At 53.0% G+C, this 22,963-nt stretch carries 15 protein-coding genes and 11 pseudogenes; 14 read left to right on the forward strand and 12 right to left on the reverse strand.

From position 1 onward, the window contains the following. Positions 1 to 1,165: 1,165 nt before the first annotated feature. Positions 1,166 to 1,252 (reverse strand): annotated as a pseudogene (locus GPOALKHO_RS05050) (TonB-dependent receptor plug domain-containing protein); the annotation flags it as partial. Between the two features lie 400 nt (positions 1,253 to 1,652). Here GPOALKHO_RS05050 and trmA point away from each other — a divergent pair. Then, complete coding sequence (trmA, locus tag GPOALKHO_RS05055) at positions 1,653 to 2,765, forward strand: tRNA (uridine(54)-C5)-methyltransferase TrmA (RefSeq protein WP_406703284.1); 1,113 nt, start codon at positions 1,653 to 1,655, stop codon at positions 2,763 to 2,765. Positions 2,766 to 2,988: 223 nt separating this feature from the next. On the opposite strand, the gene GPOALKHO_RS05060 is transcribed toward trmA, so the two are convergent. After that, entirely contained in the window at positions 2,989 to 3,366 is a 378-nt protein-coding gene (locus GPOALKHO_RS05060; protein WP_406703285.1) for a YijD family membrane protein, read from the reverse strand. Positions 3,367 to 3,379: 13 nt separating this feature from the next. Then, positions 3,380 to 3,978: pseudogene (fabR, locus tag GPOALKHO_RS05065) on the reverse strand (HTH-type transcriptional repressor FabR). A gap of 543 nt (positions 3,979 to 4,521) precedes the next feature. On the opposite strand from fabR, the gene GPOALKHO_RS05070 reads away from it, so the two are divergent. Together GPOALKHO_RS05070 and GPOALKHO_RS05075 are read left to right on the forward strand one after the other, a co-directional pair. After that, the gene (locus GPOALKHO_RS05070) at positions 4,522 to 4,983 is read left to right on the forward strand and encodes an FAD-dependent oxidoreductase (RefSeq protein ID WP_406703286.1); all 462 of its coding nucleotides are present in this window, start codon (positions 4,522 to 4,524) and stop codon (positions 4,981 to 4,983) included. A 304-nt stretch (positions 4,984 to 5,287) separates the two neighbouring features. After that, a complete protein-coding gene (locus GPOALKHO_RS05075) occupies positions 5,288 to 5,467 on the forward strand; it encodes a hypothetical protein (RefSeq protein WP_406703288.1) in 180 nt (59 codons plus the stop codon). Positions 5,468 to 5,498: 31 nt separating this feature from the next. On the opposite strand, the gene oxyR is transcribed toward GPOALKHO_RS05075, so the two are convergent. Beyond that, on the reverse strand, positions 5,499 to 6,416 hold the full coding sequence (oxyR, locus tag GPOALKHO_RS05080; RefSeq protein ID WP_406703290.1) for a DNA-binding transcriptional regulator OxyR: 918 nt from the start codon (positions 6,414 to 6,416) through the stop codon (positions 5,499 to 5,501). 122 nt (positions 6,417 to 6,538) lie between these two features. Here oxyR and GPOALKHO_RS05085 point away from each other — a divergent pair. Further along, positions 6,539 to 7,231, forward strand: a pseudogene (locus GPOALKHO_RS05085) (redoxin family protein). A gap of 104 nt (positions 7,232 to 7,335) precedes the next feature. Here the strand turns inward: GPOALKHO_RS05085 and GPOALKHO_RS05090 are convergent. Together GPOALKHO_RS05090 and GPOALKHO_RS05095 are read right to left on the reverse strand one after the other, a co-directional pair. Beyond that, positions 7,336 to 8,085 (reverse strand): annotated as a pseudogene (locus GPOALKHO_RS05090) (lyase family protein); the annotation flags it as partial. Positions 8,086 to 8,125: 40 nt separating this feature from the next. Further along, positions 8,126 to 8,947 (reverse strand): annotated as a pseudogene (locus GPOALKHO_RS05095) (N-acetyl-gamma-glutamyl-phosphate reductase). 131 nt (positions 8,948 to 9,078) lie between these two features. Here GPOALKHO_RS05095 and GPOALKHO_RS05100 point away from each other — a divergent pair. The 7 genes and pseudogenes from GPOALKHO_RS05100 to GPOALKHO_RS05130 all read left to right on the forward strand — a co-directional run. After that, positions 9,079 to 9,384: pseudogene (locus GPOALKHO_RS05100) on the forward strand (acetylornithine deacetylase); the annotation flags it as partial. A gap of 108 nt (positions 9,385 to 9,492) precedes the next feature. Then, positions 9,493 to 9,540, forward strand: a pseudogene (locus GPOALKHO_RS05105) (hypothetical protein); the annotation flags it as partial. Between the two features lie 118 nt (positions 9,541 to 9,658). Then, positions 9,659 to 9,772 carry a phosphoenolpyruvate carboxylase gene (locus tag GPOALKHO_RS05110; RefSeq protein ID WP_406703391.1) on the forward strand — a complete coding sequence of 38 codons (114 nt, stop codon included), beginning with the start codon at positions 9,659 to 9,661 and terminating at the stop codon, positions 9,770 to 9,772. Beyond that, positions 9,751 to 10,104 (forward strand): hypothetical protein, encoded by a 354-nt coding sequence (locus GPOALKHO_RS05115; protein ID WP_406703292.1) that lies wholly within the window; start codon positions 9,751 to 9,753, stop codon positions 10,102 to 10,104. Before GPOALKHO_RS05110 ends, GPOALKHO_RS05115 begins: the two co-directional genes overlap by 22 nt. Before the next feature lie 68 nt (positions 10,105 to 10,172). After that, positions 10,173 to 10,794, forward strand: a pseudogene (locus tag GPOALKHO_RS05120) (phosphoenolpyruvate carboxylase). Next, positions 10,776 to 11,069, forward strand: coding sequence for a phosphoenolpyruvate carboxylase (locus GPOALKHO_RS05125; RefSeq protein ID WP_406703392.1), 294 nt, complete (start codon positions 10,776 to 10,778; stop codon positions 11,067 to 11,069). The pseudogene GPOALKHO_RS05120 and the gene GPOALKHO_RS05125 overlap by 19 nt, the downstream one beginning before the upstream one ends. 62 nt (positions 11,070 to 11,131) lie before the next feature. Continuing rightward, on the forward strand, positions 11,132 to 11,437 hold the full coding sequence (locus tag GPOALKHO_RS05130; protein ID WP_406703293.1) for a phosphoenolpyruvate carboxylase: 306 nt from the start codon (positions 11,132 to 11,134) through the stop codon (positions 11,435 to 11,437). A gap of 384 nt (positions 11,438 to 11,821) precedes the next feature. On the opposite strand, the pseudogene GPOALKHO_RS05135 reads toward GPOALKHO_RS05130, so the two are convergent. From GPOALKHO_RS05135 to GPOALKHO_RS05145, 3 pseudogenes are all read right to left on the reverse strand, one after another. Then, positions 11,822 to 12,362: pseudogene (locus GPOALKHO_RS05135) on the reverse strand (methylenetetrahydrofolate reductase); the annotation flags it as partial. Between the two features lie 498 nt (positions 12,363 to 12,860). Continuing rightward, positions 12,861 to 15,101, reverse strand: a pseudogene (locus GPOALKHO_RS05140) (bifunctional aspartate kinase/homoserine dehydrogenase II). 29 nt (positions 15,102 to 15,130) lie between these two features. After that, a pseudogene (locus GPOALKHO_RS05145) lies at positions 15,131 to 16,117 on the reverse strand (PLP-dependent transferase). A 347-nt stretch (positions 16,118 to 16,464) separates the two neighbouring features. Here GPOALKHO_RS05145 and metJ point away from each other — a divergent pair. Further along, entirely contained in the window at positions 16,465 to 16,782 is a 318-nt protein-coding gene (gene metJ, locus GPOALKHO_RS05150) for a met regulon transcriptional regulator MetJ (RefSeq protein WP_406701538.1), read from the forward strand. A gap of 867 nt (positions 16,783 to 17,649) precedes the next feature. Here metJ and GPOALKHO_RS05155 read toward each other — a convergent pair. From GPOALKHO_RS05155 to rpmE, 3 genes are all read right to left on the reverse strand, one after another. Further along, the gene (locus GPOALKHO_RS05155) at positions 17,650 to 18,030 is read right to left on the reverse strand and encodes a pentapeptide repeat-containing protein (RefSeq protein WP_406703393.1); all 381 of its coding nucleotides are present in this window, start codon (positions 18,028 to 18,030) and stop codon (positions 17,650 to 17,652) included. A gap of 57 nt (positions 18,031 to 18,087) precedes the next feature. Further along, positions 18,088 to 18,168, reverse strand: a complete 81-nt coding sequence (locus GPOALKHO_RS05160; protein WP_406703395.1) for a pentapeptide repeat-containing protein — start codon at positions 18,166 to 18,168, stop codon at positions 18,088 to 18,090. A 1,040-nt stretch (positions 18,169 to 19,208) separates the two neighbouring features. Further along, positions 19,209 to 19,424, reverse strand: coding sequence for a 50S ribosomal protein L31 (gene rpmE / locus GPOALKHO_RS05165; RefSeq protein ID WP_406701539.1), 216 nt, complete (start codon positions 19,422 to 19,424; stop codon positions 19,209 to 19,211). A gap of 201 nt (positions 19,425 to 19,625) precedes the next feature. On the opposite strand from rpmE, the gene priA reads away from it, so the two are divergent. Both priA and GPOALKHO_RS05175 read left to right on the forward strand, forming a co-directional pair. Further along, positions 19,626 to 21,821, forward strand: a complete 2,196-nt coding sequence (priA, locus tag GPOALKHO_RS05170; RefSeq protein WP_406701541.1) for a primosomal protein N' — start codon at positions 19,626 to 19,628, stop codon at positions 21,819 to 21,821. A 511-nt stretch (positions 21,822 to 22,332) separates the two neighbouring features. Then, a complete protein-coding gene (locus GPOALKHO_RS05175; RefSeq protein ID WP_406701542.1) occupies positions 22,333 to 22,620 on the forward strand; it encodes a hypothetical protein in 288 nt (95 codons plus the stop codon). The last annotated feature ends 343 nt before the right edge of the window (positions 22,621 to 22,963 follow it).

Genomic DNA, 22,963 nt, shown 5'->3' on the forward strand with positions numbered 1-22,963 from the left:
TAGTCTAGTTGATATTTAACCTGTTGTTTGGCGCGCCGCGCCAAGATTTCGTTGGTCTTAGCATCGCATATATGAGGTATTCCAGCGTCATCCGGTGGGCCAGCACGCCTGTGGTAAACGACGTCCATTCTACCCCCTTAATGTACCTTACAGATATTGTAACATGTCTCGCTGCCGGTATCTCACGCGATCATATCGTCAATATCATTGCGATAGGCCGATAAACGCCACTCCAGCGAGCCAGTTAAACCCTTCTATCCCCCCTTCCGCTGTTTATTCTGCTCGGGAGCGGGCTGTACGTTGCCGCAATAGACGCTCTGGCCTAGATTTAGCGCGTTATAAGCTGTCATAGGGCAGCATGAGGCGGATAACCGCCGACGAAACTGCGAATTATCATTCTCTCGCGCCGCCTATTCCAGAGTGACCATGCCCTATAATCGCCGAATCGTGGCATATGATCCGGTATCATATTGCCAGTAGCCATCGCCGAGATAATCAGTATCGGGCTAGGTGGTCTGTTTCTGTCAATCGACCCCCGTGCTAGCGATACCCCGTGCGATTTGCGGCGTGGCATAGTCTTTGACGTGGTTATAATTTGAAAGACAGTTGATAAACATAAATCCCTTATTGTAAACGCAGGCCGGTATCCCAGGTACGGCTGTAGAGCTGCCGGGTGTCCGGCAGCGCATCCAGATGATGGGGTCGCTATAGGAGTAGGTGCCGCCGTAGGCACTACGGTTGTTAAAACCGTAGTGCGGAATTGTTCGTTGAACCGATGTCCCAATACGTCGCGCAACGTTTGCTCATAAAGCCACCGCGATCGAGCTGGGCCGGATCGCCATAGTTATCCGGCAAGTTGGAACATCGAACCCATGGGTATTAGCGGCATATGCTCACCGTCTACCATAACAATAAAGCTGGCCTTTCCCGTCGAGAAATTCTTCAATGACAATACGGTACCTCACATCGCCAAAGCGTTGTCGGCCAGCATATCGTTCACAGCGTATTCTGCGTCCATAGGTATAATTGCCCGCCAACACGGCAGTGGTGCCCACCAAATTGCTGATGGAATATCCATACAGGCGCTAAGCGTGCTACCGTCCTGTTCTCGGGTAGTATGGGATTTGACTAAGATAAGATAGGAGGCGTCGGATATGTCCGTCTAATTCATCCGCATTCCGTCGATTAACACTAGCACATGACTGACATTGAAGCCACGGATGAAAAGCGAACTTCACTGACCAAGACCGCCTTCTGGCCGATATCCATCCGGCGCCAGTACCGAGGATACGGGCTGTGGAAGCGGTTGGCGGTCACAAGCAGCGCCTGGCCTAGCAGCCTGCAGCGGCATTATTATCTTGTTCCTAGCTGGAAAAGGCCGGGACGGACAGCGTCACCAGTACGGTTGTTTTTTGTTTTAGACATCTCTTCGTATCCAATCGATTGGCATAACGTATCTGCCTACAGGTACTGGCCGCCTTCGGCGGACCCTGGAAGAGATGGCGCTTAGCCTGCCCATACTGTTCCGGCGATAAAAGTATCCAGGGAACAAATGCGCTGGGACGCTTACACGCCAAAACTGGACATTAACGGTTTATCCCCACAATCACTGGCAAAAGCGGTCAGTACCGCCCAATTAGCAGGAAATGACCATGACACCACAGACGTTACCTCTCGACCAGTATGAACACCAGTTGACGGAAAAAGCGAACCGTCTGCGGGAGATGATGCTAGCGTTCCAGGCGCCCGAAGCGCAGATTTTTCGATCGCGACCGGCGCATTATCGCATGCGAGCCGAGTTCCGCATCTGGCATGATGAGGGCGATCTTTATCACATCATGTTCGATCAGCGGACCAAAGCGCGGATCCGCATCGATCATTTCATGGCCGGCAGCGCTCTCATCAATACGCTAATGACCGAGATGATGACGGCCATACGCCCTGAGCCGGTGCTGCGCGCTAAGCTGTTTCAAATAAACTATCTTACGACACTGAGCGGTGAAGCGGTTGTCACGCTCATTTATCACCGACCGCTGGACAATGCCTGGCGCGATGGCGCCGCGCATCTACGTGACGCATTGCGCACCCGCGGGTACCATATCCAGCTCATCGGTCGCGCCAATAAGATTAAAATTTGCCTGGATCGCGATTATGTCGACGAGCGCCTTCCAGTCGCCGGCCGCACACTTATCTACCGACAGATTGAGAATGGCTTTACTCAGCCTAATGCCGATATCAATATTCACATGCTGGAATGGGCGTTGGCGGCTACCGAAGATGCGCAGGGAGATTTACTGGAGCTTTACTGCGGCAACGGTAATTTTTCCCTGGCGCTGGCGCGTCATTTTGGCAAAGTGCTGGCCGCCGAAATCGCCAAACCATCGGTGAAGGTGGCACAGTATAATATTGCCGCCAACCACATCGATAACGTACAAATAATTCGTATGTCGGCGGAAGAATTTACTAAGGCGATGCGGTGGGAGCATGAATTCACCCGTTTGAAGGAGATTGACTTGCGCAGCTACCGCTGCGAAACGATTTTTGTCGACCCGCCGCGCAGCGGGTTGGACGATAAGACGGTGAGTATGGTGCAAGCCTATCCGCGCATCCTATATATCTCCTGCAATTCCGACTCCCTGTGCCGCAACCTCACTACGCTCGCCGCTACGCACCGTACTGAACGGCTGGCGCTGTTTGATCAATTTCCCTACACCCATCATATGGAATGCGGCGTGTTGCTGGTACGTAAGGCGACGGCGGGTTGACGCCGACGGCACGGCACGCCGGAGCTTAACACTAGAGGCAACGCCTGGATATTCCTACAAGGCCGTGTGCCGCCCCTCGTGCGTCGTCAAGCAGAGTAAGATTACCAATACCAGGGTGGTCATGTCGATGGCGCGAAGACGTCAGACCGGCGCCTCCTGTCTAAGAAACAAGACGGTCGGACCTATGGCGGCAAGCGATTCCTCGCCCGGACTGATGCAGGCATCAGTAATTTTCATCTTCGTCCATTTGCGTCCGGCGCAGCATTTTCAGCCTCCGGCCAATCCATAATACCAGCGCTACCACCAGAATTGACGGCACAAAATTGGAGCCGATAGCGGGATATTCGGCGCACACAATGGCGCTGTACACCAACAGGCCAAGCAGAAAATTCGCCGCCACCAATAATGGATGCCCAGGCGGCATTACATAATGCTGATAACGCTGATGTAGGCGGTACAGCACCAGCGTCAGCGCGATCGGCGGAAAGAGGGAAAACAGAACGATGGCGCTAAACAGCGCGGCGAAACTGCCGTTAAGGGACAGGCCCGCACTCCACGCCAACAGCAGTGTGCCTTTCTCTGCGAGGGAATTTTGGGTCATTTGTTACCTGCCATTATTCTGGGTAAGGACGGTACCAATAAAGCTCCTTTGGAAATCATACGCAACTGCAGTACTAACCGCTCTTCCAGTTGGCTGCGTTGCTCTAGATCGACATTCAGCGCTTCGGCGCCGGCATCGAAGACGATGATAACCATCACTTCCGCCTGCGCTTCGGTAAAATTGCGCGGCATATAGTTTCACATTCCAAATAATCGGCGAGCTCGGCAATAAAGTGCTTGTTTCCCGTGCCACCGCGGCGCGAAAGGTGCTTGAGGTACCGGAGCGTTCGCGCAGCAGCGGGCAGAAGGTATTGAGGTTGTTACCGATAAATTCCACAAATGTGGCCACCGAGGTGCGGATCACATACCCCTCGTCGATACGCTGACGCGTCTGGCGCATCAATTGGCGCAACATCAAGCCGATTTCGTTCACCATGGTAGCCCCAATTCATCCACATCGCGGAAATGGCGATAAACGAGGTGGGCGCGTTACTGGATTGGCGGGCAACTTCACGCAGGCTCAGACTGGCAAAACTGCGTTCAGCGCCTAACTGGCTGAATGCCGCCTCGTGAGCGAACACCGCGTCTGCTTTTGTTGCGCTCTGATGCCCATTGTTGCGCTCTGATGCCCATACAAACTATCCACAATAATTTTCAAAGAACAACGATATCAAAATTTGTTGCAACAGCGTTGATATAAACTGTGTATTTTAACGACCTGTACGCCTTGCCACCCTCAGCGACCAGGGTCTGACAGAACGATCTGTGTTGTTACGACCCATCCACCTACATTGACAATTTGGATATACAGGTACTGAGACAACAATTAGGTTGTTAATTTGCATTCAGCAGGTTGGGACAGCTATGCAACTAAAGTACGATTACGATACCATTATTGTCGGTTCCGGACCGGGCGGCGAAGGCGCTGCCATTGTGGTCGACTAAGCGTGGCGCGCGCGTCGCTGTGATTGGCGCTATGACAACGTCGGCGGAGGTTGCACCCATTGGGGCACCATTCTTTCAAAGCGCTGCGCCAGGCGGTCAGCCGGATTATTGAAGTCAACCAGAGTCCGCCGCATGGCAATCCCCGCCTGCCCATACCGATTTCGCTGATATTCTGCGCCACGCCGATCAAGTCATAAAGCAGCAAACCCATATGCGCCACGGCTTTTACGAGCGCAATCACTGTCAGATATTCACCGGCGAGGCCAGCTTCGTCGATGAACACCGGGTGCAGATCCATCATGGCGATAATACCACCGAAAACCTAAGCGCGGAAAATATCGTCATCGCCTGCGGCTCACTCCCCTACCATCTCCAGAATGCAGATTTTGACCATGCACGTATTTACGATAGCGACTCTATCCTCGATTTAAAACACGAACCACAGCATGTTTTATTTACGGCGCCGGCATCATCGGCTGCGAGTACGCATCCATTTTCGCGGTATGAACGTCAAGGTAGATTTGATAACACCCACGATCGACTGCTGGCGTTCCTTGACCAGGAGATGTCTGATGCCCTATCTTATCATTTTTGGGAAAACGGCGTGGTCATCCGCCATAACAAGAAATCAAAGGGCTCGATGACGGAGTTGAGGTGCGTTTCGTTCTGGTAAACGCATGAAGCCGATTGTCTGCTTTACGCCAACGGCCGCACCGGCAATACCGCCCCTTTCAGTGAGATAATGTCGGGCTGGAAGCGGACAGCCGCGGCCTGATTACAGTCAACAGCATGTATCAAACCGCCGCCAGCCATATCCATGCGGTCGGCGATGTGTTGATATCCCAGCCTGGCCTCCGCGGCTTACGATCAGGGCCGTATCACCGCACAAGTGATAATCAAAGGGCAAGCTAACGTTCAGTTGATCGAAAGTCGGACGGGCGCAGTTTAAACACCTGGCACAGGCGCAAATCGTCGGCATGAGCGTTGGTAGCCTAAAACTGTTATTCCACCGCAAGACGAAACAGATTTTGGGTATTCACTGTTTTGGCAAGCGCGCCGCCGAAATTATTCATATCGGCCAAGCCATCATGGAGCAGGAGGGGAAGGCAATACCATCGAGTATTGCGTCAATACGACTTTCAATTACCCCATTATAGCGGAAGCTTGCCGGGTTGCAACGTTAACAGGTTAAACCGCCTGTTTTAAGCTAGCACCCATGTAGGCTTGCATATGGCTGCGGATACAGTCCGCCAGTTTCTCATAACGTGCACGCAGCGATGAGCCGGGGCGGTACACTAGCACGATAGTGCGTTTAGGCTCTGGTTTATAGCAATTGAGATAGCAAACGCCATCCCGTTTGCGTTCCCGGGGTACCGCCAGCGAGGGCAGCAGGGTGATGCCGCTGCCCGCTGCCACCATATTACGTAGGGTTTCCAGACTAGTAGCGCGAAAATGAGTATCTTCATCGGCGCCGGCCTGGAAGCAGAAACCCATCGCCTGGTCGCGCAGACAGTGGCCGTCTTCCAGCATCAGCAGCCGTTCGCCGGCGAGATCCGACATCGGCACCCGATCGCGATCAGCCCAGGAATGATCGGCATAGATAGCCAACTGCATCGGTTCATCGAACAGCGACACCTCGATAAACGCCTCCGACTCTTTCATCCGCGCCAAAATAGCGCAATCCAACTTGCCGCTGTCAAGCTGCTGCAACAGCTGACTGGTTTGTGACTCGTGCAAATACATTTCCAGCTTGGGAAAGGTCTGGTGCAGCGTCGGAACAATATGCGGCAGTAGGTAGGGCCCCACCGTGGGGATAAGACCCATATGCAGCGGCCCAGACATGGATTCCCCCTGCTGGCTGGCCATTTCGCGCAGAATTTTGATTTCCCGTAGTACCGTACGCGCCTGATCCACTAGCAGCATGCCAGCTTGGGTAAACAGCACTTTACGGCTGGTTCGTTCCAATAACATCACGCCCAATTCATCTTCCAGCTTGCGCACCTGTCCGCTGAGAGTGGGCTGACTAACATGGCAGGAATCGGCGGCGCGTCGGAAATGACGATGCTCGGCCAAGGCCACCAAATACTCAAGATCGCGAATGTTCATGAAGTCCTCCGTCGACGCGATAGCCCGCGTCGATATGTAGAATATCAATCAACGATTAGCCTTATCAATAGCTAAAACTAATAATAATCCCTGCAGTAGACTCAAGCCGCCGTTTTTCATCCATCCAGTTAATAACGAAAAGGATCCCGCACGCCATATTCCATACCCGCCAGGACAATCAATGAATGAGTGTGTCAACCGATGAACTTTCAACCATAAGACGATAATCGTTTTCATGCTGGCCGACTTGCTCTTCTAGCCATTTGCCGCATTATAACGAGCTGGCGTCGGGGCTGTTTGCGCCTTTCCGTTAACAGCGCTTGTTATGAATGCCTGGCAAGCGGACCAGCATGCGGACCAGCATGCGGACCACATTCGACTCATTCCCGACGGCAACGGCGAATTCACCCGCGGTATGGCATATTGGTGTAGGAGGCAGCTTGGGCTTCGGTCCCCGTTCTTAGCACTACTCCATGCTGGTGCGCAGCGGCGTAGTTGAAAATGATGTTCATTGAGCCGGACAAATCCGGCGATCCGTTTAAAGTGTCCGACACCGATACGATGCCATGTCATCTGGCGCCGAGATGTCAGGTGCAGGCGTCGATGTCATTATTTAAAACCCGGTGGCCCGTTTTGATGGTCAAACAGATGCTGGTCGAACGCGGTATGCCCTGCGAGGAAATTTTACTCGGGAAAGACACTACCTCCGTCAGCCTGCGCGCGGTTACGGGACGCGCTACGGTGCCGTAGGTGTTTCAGCAGCAAAACATATTGGCGACAGTGAAGAATCAGCGGCGTTTATAGAATGGGCGTAGGCGCGCGCCCCATGTCTAAGGCGGCAGCGCCGCGGGATGAACATTTTCTCCCCGGGCCCAGAGCCGTTCACGTCATGCCAGATGTTGTTTTGCCTCGGCGATAGCCTGGCGATCTGTTCCGGCGCCACGTCGCCTTTCGCCTTATGCGGCGGCAGGCATGACGTCACTAATACCTGATAGACATCATCACCTATCATCTAACTGAAAGCCTGCAATTGCTCAAACAGCAGCGCCTCCAGGGCAGCCCTGGCGAATGCCTCCACTACCTCTCACAGAAGAGATGGTGTGCCTTGCGAAAGGGAATACTCCGCGCCACCAGATAATCCGCCAGTTCTATGGCGTTAGTGTAGCCCTGCTGCGCCGCTTCACGGCAGCACGGCGATTCAGCTGAATGCCATCGAGCACCAACACCGCCCCATGTGCAAGCAGTCAAGCTAGGTATCCAGCGCGTCGAATAATCCCTCTTTATCTTCCTGCATACCCTTGTTACAGGCCAGCGACAACCCCTCGAGCGCCATCATCATAGTGGTCAGCGTGCCCTACACCAGGTCGTATTTACCGCGGATAAGCTCTATCTTATCGGTGTTTTTCTTCTGCGGTATCAGCAACGAACCGGAGGTGACGCGATCCGATAACTCAATGAAGCTCGCCTGCCAGTGTTAAAGAAGATAAGATCTTCGGCAAAACGGAAAACGGGAAAGATGTATCATGCCGATGGCCGTGTCCGATAACAACTCCAGAACGTGATCGCGATCGGAAACGCTATCAGGATGTTGCGGATGGCGCTAGCAAAACTCAGCCAACTAGCCGATCGCGTCGATGGCGTATGCGGTGCCGGATAACGCACCGGTGCCTCGTAGTTGTCCAGTAAGCCCGGTTTGATAATCAATGGATTCATTGTGTTGTTGAAAGAGCCTGCATCTGCGCATAACCAAAGCGGATATTGGTGTACTGTACCGCTTTCGCCGCCGCTCCATTGAGCAGATTATCCTCGGCGGCTATCACACTCAGATGTTCACCCTGCATTTTAAACCAATATCGCAAATGGCGTGCCACTACCGCTTTGAGCTTCAGCACTCCTACTCGCAAGGCCGCACTAGCGGCAGGATGCCTGAGGGCAAAATTGCCCAAATGCGGCATGAAAATCATCGGATACCCAAATGGCTGGCGATTTCAAGCTGGTAGCGATGGGTGAAGATACCGTAAAGCTGCAGACTAACTTCGCAGAAGCCATTGCGGGCGTTGCCTTGCGGCCGGCGTCGCTGACCGCATTTATCACTGGCCATTGTTCGCCGGTAGCATCTTCCTACTACTCCGCTAGACCGTATACATACACCACGGTTCAGTCAGCATGCTGGTGCTCGCACCCGTCATTTTGCAGGTAAAGTCTGCCTTATTGACGCAGTAGGCGCTGGAAAGATCAATTACCACGCAGCCGGCCGACAGAAACTGCGGTACCATCGTATGGATTACTGCATGGGCGATAGCGAGAAACACCACATCGGCACGCTTCGCCAATCATCGTCCATCGGCTGTAGCGGTAGATCAAATAATGCCTTTTAGCCGCGGATGCAGTTTGGAGAGCAATTTGCCGGCGTCGGCGCTCTGCGCGGAAACCATCAGCGCGGCAAGATTCATCTGCGAGTGGCAGGCCAGATGGAGCGCGCGCTCGGCGCCCCTATAACCGCTGGCGTCAACAATCAGCATATTCAGCATGAAATTTATTTGCCTTCTTAATCTTGTCTAAAGGGAAGTTGGGCGATTCAACGCCAATCCGCTGCTCACTCACGAGGTTAAGCGTAGTGGTCGAATATTTACACTATCCAAGGTAAAGACTGTCAACTGCAATAATAAAATACCCATTTATTGAGTTCTACTATGCACTTGTTGCCACGTCGTCCATCAGCGCCGCCGACACCACGCTGAATCAGAGTAATGGAGCGTTAACACTTTGCGAGTAGGCTGGTTCCGTGATGTGGGGTTTCAGGTTGAAGTCCAGACGGTGCCGGGGCACACAACAAGTTTAACATGCTGGCAGGCATAGGCAGCGCGGGCCGGGGATTGTTATTAACGGGCCATAGCGATACAGTCCTGTTCGACGATGGCCGCTGGATGCTGGTCCTTTTGTCCAGATCGAGCACGACAAGAAGCTTTAAGGCCTGGGTGCTGCATGCAGATAGGATCACAATGATCTGGCGGAGTACACAAGTAGATCACGCGGCCTGTGCCAATTTATCGCCCAATATTGGCATACCGATGAAATCCGTAAACACCGCCCAACGCCGGTTGATGAGGCACGTTGTGGTTCCGCAGTGGCGGAAAATAGCCTTTGGGGTGGCACGTTATTACGCGAGCTCAATGAACAAACTGGAAAAGGTTTTCATAAGACTACCAGTGGAAAATGTCCCGGCGACATTCACCACCTGGATGGGCGGAGACCGCGATGGCAACCAGAATGTTACCGCCGACATTACTCGCTGTATGCCGCTGCTCAGCTGCCGGAAGGCGGTGAGTTTTTTGTGCGCGATATACAGGTGCTAGTCTCGGAGCTGCACCCCGAGCTGCGCGCGTTGACCCTGGCGGCGAAAGAGGAACAAGAACTTTATCGCCGGCTAATGAAGCGATGGCGCGCGCAGCTGCTCAGTATCCAGGACTGGTTGGCGGCACAGCTGCGCAGTGAACATCGCGCGACGCCACCGGATTCAACTTTGTTAATCGCTTTTCGATTGTTATCAGTCGCTGCACGCCTGCGGCATGACGATCATCGCCAACGGTCAGCTGCTGGATACGCTGCGGCGGATCAAATGAATCGGTATTCAATTAGTGCGCATCGATGTGCGCCAGGAAAAGTGCCCACCATACTAAAGCGTTGAGCGAAATTACACGCTACTCGTGGCTGGAAGATTATGCCAGTTGATCGGAAACAGATAAGCAAGCATTCTTGATTTGCGAGCTTAATTCTCGGCGACTATTACTACCCCGGCGCTGGCAGTTGAGCGAAGAGACCACCGAAGTGCTCGATACTTGCCAGGTGATCGCCGACACCCCATGGATCGGTGGCCGCCTATGTGGTTCCATGGCATGCACGCCTTCGGACATCCTATCAGCACATTTATTGCTGAAAGAAGCGGGCTGTGATTATACCTTACCGGTGGCGCCGCTGTTTGAAACCATGGGCGATTTGAATAACGTCAATCGGGTCGTGACTGAGCTGCTTAATATCGATTGGTATCGCAGTACCATTCAAAGCAAGCGATTGTGATGATTGGCTATTCCGATTCCGCCAAAGATGGCGGTGTGATGGCCGCCTCCTGGACGCAATACCGCGCGCAGGGGGCGTTGATCAAAACCTGCGATGAGGTAGGTATCTTACCCTGTTTCATGGTTGCGGCAGTTCCATCGGCCGCGGCGGCGCGCTGGCCCATGCCGCACTGCTCTTGCAGCCGCTCGACAGCCTGAAAGGCAGCCCGCGCGTGACCGAGCAAGGCGAGAGATTCGCTTTAAATACGGTCTGCCGGAAGTCGCTATCAGCAATCTGGAGTGTATACCGGCACCATCCTTGAAGCCAATCTGCCGCCGCCGGAGCTTCGCCAGGAGAGCGGCGCCGCGCTGTGGAGGAGCTGTCGACGGTCTCTGCGATATGTGTCGCGGCTACGTGCGCGAAAATTCAGATTTCGTTCCTTATTTCTGTTCGGCGACGCCGAGGCTGGAGCTAGACAAATTACCGCTCGGCTCTCGGCTGGCCAAACGCCGGCCCTCCAGAGGGCGTCGAAAGCCGACGCGCCATCCCCTAGATCTTCACCTGTACGCAACCGCCTGCCTGATGTTGCCGGCCTGACTGAGCACCGGCGCAACGCTGCAGAAAGCTGTGGAATCCGGCATGCTGACCAATTGGAAACCATGTGGCGACTGGCAATTTTCTCTACAAGAATCGGCATGCTGGAAATGGTTTTCGCCAAAAGTGGCCTGTGGTTGGTTGAATATTACGATCAGCGGCTGGTCGAGGAATCGCTGTGGCCGCTGGGTAAACAGTTGCGTCAGCAGTTGGCGGACAACATCAACGTGGTGCTGACGATTTCCAACGATGATTATCTTATGGCCGATTTACTGTGGATCACGGAATCCATCGACCCGCGCAATATTTATGCCGATCTACTGAACGTGCCGCATGCTGAGCTGTTGCATCGCTCACAGCAGCAGGAGTAGCCCGATGCGCGGGTGAAACAGACTCTCATGGTCACCGTTGCCGAGATCTCGGCTGGCATGCGTAACACCGGCTGAGCAACGGATGCGTCGGCGGCGGGAGACGGCTTGAGCCAGAGGGGTGCCGGCGCCGTTACAGGATGGCACACGGTGGAGTCTGCGAGGCCGCTGTTGTTGGCAAGGGACAGTGGTCGTCAGCATGAAGTGCTGTCCTGTAGCGTCTGGTGGCCTTATCCATCGCGCATAAACGCCTGCCAGGCCATACAACTAACCCGTGGCCAGGTTGGCCGCATAGGCAGTCTTGATCTCCGGGCGCACCACAACGCATGGCAGATGGCAAAAATTTTGCTGAGAATTTTTACCATGTCCATGACGATGGAAGCCCCACCATCTCGCATAACTTTCCACCTCGAAAGAACCGGGCGATCGCCCGACTGGCGCCCGCATCCACTTTCTTTTTCAGCTTGATGAGATCCGACTGGGCGCTTTTACTTCTGGTATGCACCTTAGGATAAGCCGCCACGGAAATATCGAATCGCCCACCTTTCTTTTTGAGCAGCGCGATCAAATCAACGCCGTACATCGCTGGGCGGCAAATCGCCCCATAATCTGGCGGATCCTGCCGCTTCAGCAGTCCTGTGCAATCGCCTGCAGCTCGTGCGGAGAGGCGTCGATGCAGATCAAATGCAACGCGGCATCAATATTAATATCTTTGATAATGCTGCGAGGTATACTCGCGTTCAATAGTTCGCGCCGTATGTCGCCGAGACAAAAGTCGGTTTCAATTCGTTCAACCAGTCGATAGATTGCCATAGGGTCTGTTCCATCTCGCTAGTGCGGGGCGCAAAAGAGACGCTTATATCTAGCCCTGCAGTTTAGCCAGATTCTGATTCAACACTTCCCGCTGATTGGCGTGAAAGAAATTCATATTTATACCTCACAACACAATGTAGGGGTACAAATGACTGAATTCGCGATGTTCGTAAATCAATTCATTGTTGCCGGAGGCGAGTAATATTCAAGGCACGTGAATTAATTTCAATTTGTCCGCGCGGAGATGAACCAATTACAACAATATAGCGCAAGCGCGGCCTGGTGCAAACGGACCTGAACAGCGGCAACCATGGAAAAGCGCGGTACCACATTGTGGATTCTTGGCAAAGGTGCGCATGGCATGACAATGGGTGGCTTTGCCGTCGAGATGACTTGGAGATAGAGCGTAAAACGCACGGCTCGCATCTGGGGTCAAAGGCGACGGAGTGATACGCTAGCGGCCCCGATTGCCATGGGAACTGCTATACACTGGCGCACCGTTTAGGCTGCACCCGCACATGCCCTACTTGAAGGATATGGACGACGTACAACGCCGGCCACACTGCCATTTCTCGTCATGTTCCGCTGTCTCAGACGGCACGCCACTGCGAACTTATAGAAATTGCACCAAGCGGTTTGGATCCGACTGAATAGTCCGGGCTGTCACATTCTGTCCGGCGCTTGTCCCGCGGATAACCAACGAGTTATCATGGTACCAGTGACTCCCGATAGCGAAAACATTGTCGCAAGGCAGCAGTTAGGTCATCGGGTGTTCTCGCCGCATCGCCTCCACGCCAACTCGCACCTTGCTGTTAGCCTTGAAGCGCGCAATACAGCGTAACATCATCCCCATTTCTTTCGCCGCTTAAAACCGCTACAGCGTGTACTCCTTAAGCGCCTTGCCGCCACCTTACAAAGAGGTGCTCTATCGGCCCAGCTTCGTAAGAGAGCGCCACCAACGTTCGACACACCTGATTAGGGTCGATAGCAAATACCCCGCCTCGCGGGCTCGACGCGCGGATCGTGCTCTGGTCAGCACTTGCTGCCAAGCTTGCTCCACCAGTTCGGTAAAGGGCTCACTGCCGTCAAACTGCAAAACAGCCAGAACAAGGTGCCGGCCACCGTCGCGTTGTAAAGCCAGTGACGACCGGTTTGACGTATAAATCCGTAGCTGGCCAAATCCAGATACTGATCAGCAACATCCTAGCTGGCGGTCACATCCAGCACGACTAGATCCTCATGCGGGTTGGAGTGCATCCACAAAAGAGCTCTTCCGACCCCACAAGCATCGCCTCGTCGCTGAAGAAGGCCAGCGCCCGGCTTGCACCAACCCGTCGTAGCTAAACAGGCTGCGCTGGCTGTCAACCCGCCTATGAGAATGAATTCAAAGCCGATGCGTGCCGACAGGCTTTTGCTCGCGGGCAAAGTTCCAGAAAATGGAAACCAATATTGCCTTTGCTGAACAGCATCAGGCCGATACGTTTTCAGCGCGAAACAGCGAGGTGTGCAGTCCCTGCATGACATGCTCGGTAAGCCCGACGCCTAGCACCGCCACCAGACTGATGCCGTCTTCGGCCTGCCAAAAGAATTCAATAGGCTGATACTTCATCTGCCGATAGAAACGGCGGCTGTACAGCGGATGTTGCGCCACGCCGGCGCCCACAAGCGCCACCAGCGCCACTCCCTCGCGCAGTTGTAAATGCGCCGGCAAACCGGCCTGTTCAAGACTATGCAGTGCGCTACCGGCAACCTCCGACGTGTAACACAGCTGCAACAAACGCCGGTCGAGGTGCACCCCTACTGCTAGCGGTTTGATCTGGGCGCGTTTTAATACCAGCTCTATTTCTTTGTGGACCAGAGCGAAGTCGTGCTGCGGCGAGATAGTGAGTTCAATCAGACAGACATCATCATGACTGGTGACGATTTTCGAGCCAGTCCCTGGGGCCAATACCCGGTCAATGCGCGTGGAGCCTTGCTCCGGCTGATAGCTACAGCGCAGCAGTAAATCGATATCGCTAGCCGATACCGGCTGTAGGGTACGAGCGTGCAGAACCGGCGCCGCGAGACGCGCTAGCTCGCTGGCCTCATCCAAGCGCAGCAGCGGCAGTAGACAGGCATCCTTTACTTTACGCGGATCGGCACTGTAAACGCCGGCCACATCGCTCCAGATAGTGACGCGAGCGACACTGGCCAGCGCGCCAATTTGTGTGGCGGAGTAATCGCTGCCGTTACGGCCCAACAACACCGTATCACCCGCCTGGTTGCGGCAGATAAAACCCGTCACCACCAGCCGTTTGGTGGGATACTGGGTCAGTAACTGCTGTAACAGCGGCCAAGAACGTCCTTCATCTACCTGTGGCTGGGCGGCGCGTTCAGCGTGGAGAAAATCGCGAGCGTCCAGCCACTGCGCCTCCATATCAAGCTGGCTGAGCAGCGCCGCCATCAGCCGCGCCGACCAGATTTCACCGTGCCCAATCACCTCGGCGTAAACCGTGTCGGTGATAGGACCGTCAAGCAGTGCTGCCAGCCGCTCCAGGTCGCGAATGAGCGCAACAAGCAATCCTTCGGCATCCGCGTTGGGCAGCAAGCCGTTGATAAGCTCGCTTTGATAGCGTCGCAAATTCTGCTGCACCTGATGGGCGGATAGGTGATCACTTTGGCTCAGGGTCAACCAGCTTATCAGCTGGTTGGTGGTGCTGCCCGCAGCGGAAACCACCATTAGATCGCCAGGCTGGCTGTATTCGGCCATAATCTCTGCCACCCGCTGATAACATTTTACGTCAGCGAGACTACTGCCGCCAAATTTATGCAATTGACGACCAATCGAGTTGTCTGCGCTTACTGGTGGACTCATGCTTACCTCTGTAGTACCGGCTGAAAAGCCTATTCCAGATCAGCAATTAAATCTTCGCTATCTTCGATCCCGACCGACACCCGCAGCAGAGCTTCTGTGGGATAAGGCTCTCCACGCACCCAGCGATTCGGGTGGGGAAGCATCTCCAGAAAACCGACGCTGCGCGGTTTCGTCGCTGTCCAGTTTAAAATGAGCATCGCGCTAAAGCCGCTTTGCTGGCGGCAGGCGATGGCATAACCGGGGTCTCCTGTAGACCGGGATAATACAATTTTTCACCTGTGGATGTTGCTGTAAATAGGCGACAAAATAGCTTGGGCATTGCTTTTCTGTTGCCCTATGCGCGGCGTCAGGGTACGTATTACGCGTAGCAGCAGATAGCTGTAACGCGCTGGCGGTCACGCCAATATGTTTCCCTATTAAGCCAATTCGGTGGCGATGTCCGTCTCGTTGGCAATCACCATGCCAGCCACTGCATCGGAATGCCTGTTGAGAATTTGGTGCAGGAATGCCAACAACCAGATCGGCGGCCAGCGCCTGAGGCTGTTACAGCGCCGGACTCATAAGGTGTTATCCACCACCCGCAACAGCGGGTTACTGGGCCTTTCGGTTAATGCCAGCTTCTGCTTGGCGGCCAGCGCCTACGTGTTTGCCCGATCAACAAACTGCCTGATAGGCGCCACACCTGCTTTGACTTCCAAACAGTCGACAGCTGCCGCCATGGGCATCATGGCGCGCCGCCAACAGATCACGGGGTTAGAGAAAGACCGTGCACACCAAATGAATAGCTGATATACCGCTGCTGATCATTACCGCGCCCGCGCCGCCCTCCAGCTCCGCTAGCACCTGCTGCACCACATTGCGCGCCAGGTTACTGCCACGGGAGTAGTCGCGCGTGGCTGGTTGAAGTCTAAAATTATATGGGTACTCGCAAGGTGATTTGGCAGCACAACACAGCCGAATTGCTCATCGTTATTCAGCTCGCCGCGAACTGCGATTGTGGCCCACTTGCGCGTCATAGTGTCACACCCTGACAAATGCTAAAAATGAGATGAAAGAGTAAACCGCATTAAAGATAGACGTCAATACATCTGAACATCTAAACTTCTTTGCGTATAGGTTGAGCACAGAAACAATAACCGCTAAAATTATACTGAATTGAACAGTTAAAGTCCATTTCATCTGTTGTAAGGTAGGTGGAGGGTAGGGTTTGGTGGGTGGAGGGTAGGGTTTGGTGCGAAACGATAGGAAATGGTGATAAACAGCAAATTTGGTCGGCATTAAAGTAGAGCGTTTCCCGTACATACGGCATAATTAGCGAACTTTCTGCAATTTATATTCATTCATTGAGACACTAAGGCATCCCATGGCGGAATGGAAAGGTGAATATGTCAGCCCTTATGCTGAACATGGTAAAAAAAGCGAACAGGTCAAAAAGATAACGGTATCCATTCCGCTGAAGGTTCTGAAGATTCTGACCGACGAAAGAACCCGGCGTCAGGTTAACAACCTGCGCCATGCGACCAACAGCGAACTGCTGTGTGAAGCGTTTTTGCATGCGTTCACCGGCCAACCGCTACCGGACGACCATGATTTACGTAAAGAGCGAAATGACGAAATCCCCGAAGTGGCGAAAAAAATGATGCGCGAAATGGGGATAGCTCCCGAGACATGGGAATATTAACATCGAGCAAACCTGACAAGGTGCACAAGACCACCGTGCGCGTTAATCGGCAACAACAAAGATCATTGGCATCTTAGCTCCTCCCCGCACCGCGCGGTAACGATTCTGACGAAGTGTCAACCGACACACCGGCCTTTACTACCCCAAAGTGCCCCAAGCGGTGCCGCCTATCACCACTGCCCGCATTGTGGATTTGGCTGCCGTGAGCGCCCGGGGAATTGGCGTTAGCCGCGCTTGGATGAAGTCAATTTGAGTGAGCGATAAACAAAGCTTGGGCTTGGCATACTCCTTCTATCAGCCAGCGTACCGCGAGCTAGTTCTATTCGCCATCTTCCTTTTTTGGCATGTTCGCATGCAACTATTTAACCCTGCAGGTAGGTGGCGATATTTAAACCCGAGACGACTAACCGCCGTGGCCTGACTTACCGATCGGCATTATCTTCCATTGCCCGACGGGTAAACGAAATGACCATTGTAAGATAATAGATCACTAGACAATGAGAGAGCACGGCGTCACCCGTGCGACAAAACCTTAGCTCATCTCACATAACAGGCGGTAATAGTGGCTCGCCGTTTACAATCTTTGGTTATTATTTATCCATACACTGTCACCCGCTATTTCTGAGATGCATATTTACCGTGGCGCGCGAAGCACCGTACAGCAGATAAACATTCAAGAAAATTTATACCTTGCTTAAGGTTTTTTATAAATTATATCTCGGCCGCGCCAGAATTGGCTATATGTCATGAGGCTACAATCATCTATCGCTTTCATCTACAGAGTGCAACCAAGTTCATAACAAAACAGATTCGGTGAATAACTTTATAAAGTCATTCATCCTCATATAGAGCTAACTCCATGAAGGTTTATTTATTGCCAAAATAGCGCCCCAGACGATAAATGGGTGATTCATGCCTAAGAATCTGCGAAACACCACATTTATAGTGATCAAAAAGATCACAACGGACAATCCTAAGATCTTTAACCGCAGCGTTTGCCATGTATATAGCCATTAATTGTCTGCATTTTCCTGGCAGTTTTGCTTTGCTCAGATCGATATAGTTAAGATCTGCATAGCTCAGGTCAGCGAAGTTCAAATTTACACCGGTAAAATCTGCGTCTGTTAAATAACTACCAATAAGTTTAATGAAGGTCAAATCGGCATCGATAAAGTCGGTACCGGTAAGATTGACTTGGACAAGATTAACACAATACAAATTGACCCGGGTCAAGTCAGCGTGATTCAGTTAGGCTCGAAAAGTCGCCTCGTCAGATTAGCGCTGGCCAGTTCAGTCCCAGTCAGGCTAGCATCGATTAGCCTCGACAAAGGTCGCATTGCACAGGTCGGCTTCGATCAATTTAGCACGGTTTAAATCTGCTTTTATTCAGATTAGGCCCGCTGAGGTTGGTGCTACCAAAATCGGCACGAACCAGCCTAGTGCCTAAGTTGGCGCCTGCTCAGTTAGCCCGGATGATATTCGCATGGAAAAGATCAGCATCGGATAGGCCAGTACCGGCTTCAGCTTGTACCAGGTTAAGGCCGATAAGACTCACTTACCCTTATCAGTCAAAATAAGAGTGGGTCTTGCGCAAACCGAAACCCTTGTCTGAGCAATAGCAGTATGCCTGGACATCAATGTCATCTCAACATTTCCCTTTCCGCGACGGATACCGCCAAATGCTAAAAGATCTAAAATATGCTGGAAAGACCTAAGGGGGTTATGGCATCCTGCAACGGCATGCGCTAACGCGATGCCCGCGGCACAAGCAAATGTCAAGGTGTTATTGGTTATTAATTTCAATCATACAACCTTGATGTCTTGTAGTGTGTGTATTTGACTGACAGAGCGAATATAGGAAAAGTGCTATAAATTCAAGACTTGCAGAATCACGTTGCCTCACAACGCATCGTTAACTCATGATTCTGTGATATAATAATGACGTAATTTAAGCTATTTCCTATGTATTGATCTGCGTGCGCCGATGCAGATACCAATTAAAAAATTAATATGTTATTGATTTAAACTTGTCATAGTCGGTTATATCTATCAACACAGGTAACGCAGATTATTTGGTGTTTTTCGGAAGTACGGTAAAAAGGTGAATACTTTATTTAGCAGATTCGCGCGCGTTCATTAATGAGTTAATCCTCTACTATCGCTATAGCGCAGATAGATTTTATAAAGAGAGCCTATTTGGCCTTACTGATTCATCACAATGAAAAACGCAGCGGAATTAATATGAGGGAGCGAGTAACTCTTTTCGCCAGGCACGATAAAATCTAAATATCGGTTATTAGCTAAAAACCACGAAAACCATAGCCATATTAAAGCTAGACTAACTAAGAGAAGGTCAATAACTCTTTTATCAGAACGCAAAATGCTGATAAAAGGTGTCGGCGGCGCCTTTTCTTCTGATGGGGCAATTATTTTTTGCCGACCGGAATGCTGAAACGCTTGTTGAAGCGATCAACACGACCACCTGTATCAACAACATGTTGCTTACCAGTATAGAACGGATGGCAAGCGCTGCATACGTCCAGGTTAAGGTCGTGGCCCAGAGTAGAGAGGGTTTTAATGACATTACCACAGGAACAGGTTGCAGTAATTTCTACGTATTTCGGATGGATATCTTTTTGCATGGAAAACCTCTTCGTAAGGCCGTGTCGCTATCTGGTCTACTTTAGCCAGACATTACACGAATGGAGTTTATCACTTTAGTACCGGACGACATCAAAGGTAGCGAATCATATGAAATGCCGCTAATTTTTGCAAACACAATCTGCACACAAAAGGCAACACAGTGTACACTATCAGTGCTTTTTAACACCCAGGATGGATGCATGCCAGTTGTAAACGTTGCATTACCGGTGCCGCTGGCTCGGACTTTTGATTACTTTTTGCCTACTAACGCCGCGCCTGCGGTTGGGGGGCGAGTGCGAGTTCCGTTTGGTCAACGCCAGACCATTGGTATTGTCACCGCCATTCGCGAGCACAGCGACGTGGCCATAAATAAGTTAAAGCCTATCAGTGAAGTACTCGACGACCGGTCGCTGTTTTCCGACAGCCTTTGGCGCATACTGAACTGGGCCGTCGGCTACTACCATTACCCTACTGGCGAAGTGCTGTTCCACGCTCTACCGATCCTGCTTCGTCAGGGCAAGCCTGCTGAGATGGCGCCACTATGGCAGTGGTTCGCCACGGAACAGGGGCGCAGCACGCCACCCGATAGTTTGAAGCGAGCGCCCAAACAGCAACAGGCGCTGGCAGCGCTGCTGCGCGGGCCAGTTTATCGTCACCAAGTAGGCGAGTTGCTGCTTGCAGACCCGGCGCTGCAAGCGCTGCGCTCCAAAGGATTATGCGATCTGCGGCCCCAGGAGGTGGAGGTAAGCGACTGGCGGCCAAGGTTTGATGTTAATGGCGAACGGTTGCGGCTGAACACTGAACAGGCCAACGCCGTGAGCGCTATTCGAAGCGAGGACGATCGGTTCGCCGCCTGGCTGTTGGCCGGCGTGACCGGCTCCGGCAAGACCGAGGTTTATCTGACGGTGCTGGAGAATATTCTTGCCAAAGGACAGCAGGCGCTGGTGCTAGTACCGGAAATTGGTTTGACGCCGCAAACTATTGCCCGCTTTCGTGAGCGCTTCAATGCGCCGGTTGAGGTCCTGCATTCGGAGCTCAGTGACAGCGAACGGCTGGCAGTCTGGCTTAAAGCGCGCCGCGGCGAATGCGCTATCGTCATCGGAACCCGTTCAGCATTGTTCACCCCGTTCGCCCGGTTGGGGATTGTTGTTATCGACGAGGAGCACGATGGTTCTTATAAGCAGCATGAAGGCTGGCGCTACCACGCTCGCGACCTGGCGGTTTTTCGCGCACGGGAAGAGAATATACCGATAGTGCTTGGCACCGCTACGCCGTCCCTCGAAACCATTTATAATGTGCAGCAGAAAAAATACCGCCAGCTCACCTTGACCAAACGTGCCGGTGGCGCCCGGCCGTCCGTCCAACACTTGCTGGATATGAAGGGGCTGCTGCTGACACATGGTCTTTCGACACCGCTGCTGGATAAAATGCGCACGCATCTGCAGGCCGGCAATCAAGTCATGCTGTTTCTTAACCGGCGCGGCTTCGCGCCTGTGCTGCTGTGCCATGAATGCGGCTGGATCGCTGAATGCCAACGCTGCGCTCACTACTACACGCTACATCAGCATCAGCGTCAATTGCGCTGCCACCACTGCAACAGCCAGCGCCCGCTGCCGCATCAATGCCCACAGTGTAGCTCCACCCAGTTGGTGGCCGTCGGGTTAGGCACTGAGCAGCTGGAGGCGGCACTAACGCCACTGTTTCCAGAGGCGCCGGTGACGCGTATCGATCGCGACACTACGGCGCGCAAAGGCACGTTTGAGGACTATCTGGCCCAGATACAGCGCGGCGGTCCGCGGATTTTAATCGGCACACAAATGCTGGCCAAAGGCCACCATTTTCCAGATGTTACGCTGGTTTCGCTGCTAGACGTGGATGGCGCGCTTTTCTCCAGCGATTTTCGCGCCGCCGAACGTTTCGCCCAACTTTATACCCAAGTTGCCGGCCGCGCCGGCCGCGCCGGCAAACAAGGGGAGGTTTTACTGCAAACCCACCATCCCGAGCATCCTCTACTGCAAACGTTGCTGCATCACGGTTATATAAACTTTGCCAATCAAACGCTAGAGGAACGCCGCCAGGCGGGGCTGCCCCCCTTTACCAGTCATATCCTGTTTCGCGCGGACGATCACGACAACCGCCAGGCGGGGCTGTTCCTTGATCAATTACGCCAACTGTTGAACACCAACCCACTTCGGGATAACGCCCTATGGCTCATGGGGCCTATCCCCGCGCTGGCGCCCAAGCGCGGCGGACGATTTCGCTGGCAGTTGCTGTTGTCGCACCCCTCGCGTCTGCAATTGCAACGCCTAGTGGCTACTAGCTTACCGCTGATAAGCACCCTGACTCAGGCGCGCAGGGTCAAATGGTCTCTGGATGTGGATCCCCTCGACAGCTGACGCGTAGGTTTTGCGATTGCACTTCGGCTAGAGTAAAGATAAAAATCAGCATGAGATTGCCCTCTGCTCGTCGACGTTGAATCTGATATAAAGGGGGCCATAGAGCATAAATAGGGCCACGGTGCCACAAGAGTAATACATGGAACAAAAGAGCCGTACTAGTGACGCGACAGTGCGGGATTGGAGCTCCAGGCGGGCGTTTCCACCGCGACCGCCTCATGGGCGCTGATGCGTCCAGAAAAAGTGTTGCCGGCAACTTGCAGTGCGGGCGGCGCAGCATCGATTATGCGCCGCTTACGCCGAGTCGCCTAATAAAACGCGGACGAGAGCGCCATGCTTCTGGCGTTGGTGCTTCGATACATCTCAATGAGGTTGTGCGCGACATTCAGGAAACCGCCGCCGCGCAAGGTTGTTGACTATTACTGTTGTCGCCCAGCACCGACGCAAAACCCCTTACAACATGATCTACGGCAAAACGATTCATGGTATGTTTCTGCTCGGCGCCTGAAATATGATACCTTTTCGCATCGATGGCGATATGCGCTCAACCCTGCTTTCCGATGAATATGCGCTGGCGCTGACAACAATGCATACTGATAATTTGACCGCGGCCTGGCACATAGGACTCTATATCATGGGCCATTGTCGCATCGCCTGTATCAGCGGTCCGGCGCAGTTGCCGGCGTGCCAGCCGCGTCTGGAGGGTATCGTCTGCGCTGCGGCGTCACGGCATCGCGCCGCGATAACAAGGCGTCTTCCAAGGCGCGCTAAATTGCCAGACCGGCAAAGCGTGACTTAACATGTTGATTTAACTAATAGAGCTGCCTGCCGCTATCTTTTAGCATAGCGAGTATGATAGCGCTAGGGGTGCTGGCGAAAGTGCTCGACCTCAGAGTATCGAAAGAATTATCCCTGACTGGGTTCGGCAATTTAACGGCGGCGGCCATTGTTGCACACCACCCACGACGGCCGCGAAGCAGTGCTGTTATCTTGCGCCAATCAGACAACATGCGGCAAGGGCGACATCCTCTATCTATGCTCGACAGTGAATTGGACGTCACTGATGCACACTTCGGAATGCTAACGCTGGTCAAATATTATTGCCTTCAGTAACATGGACGGGCCTGATAATTATCTCAAAT

It is taken from the genome of Sodalis sp. (in: enterobacteria), from assembly GCF_036327475.1.
In the GTDB taxonomy this organism is placed as follows: domain Bacteria; phylum Pseudomonadota; class Gammaproteobacteria; order Enterobacterales; family Enterobacteriaceae.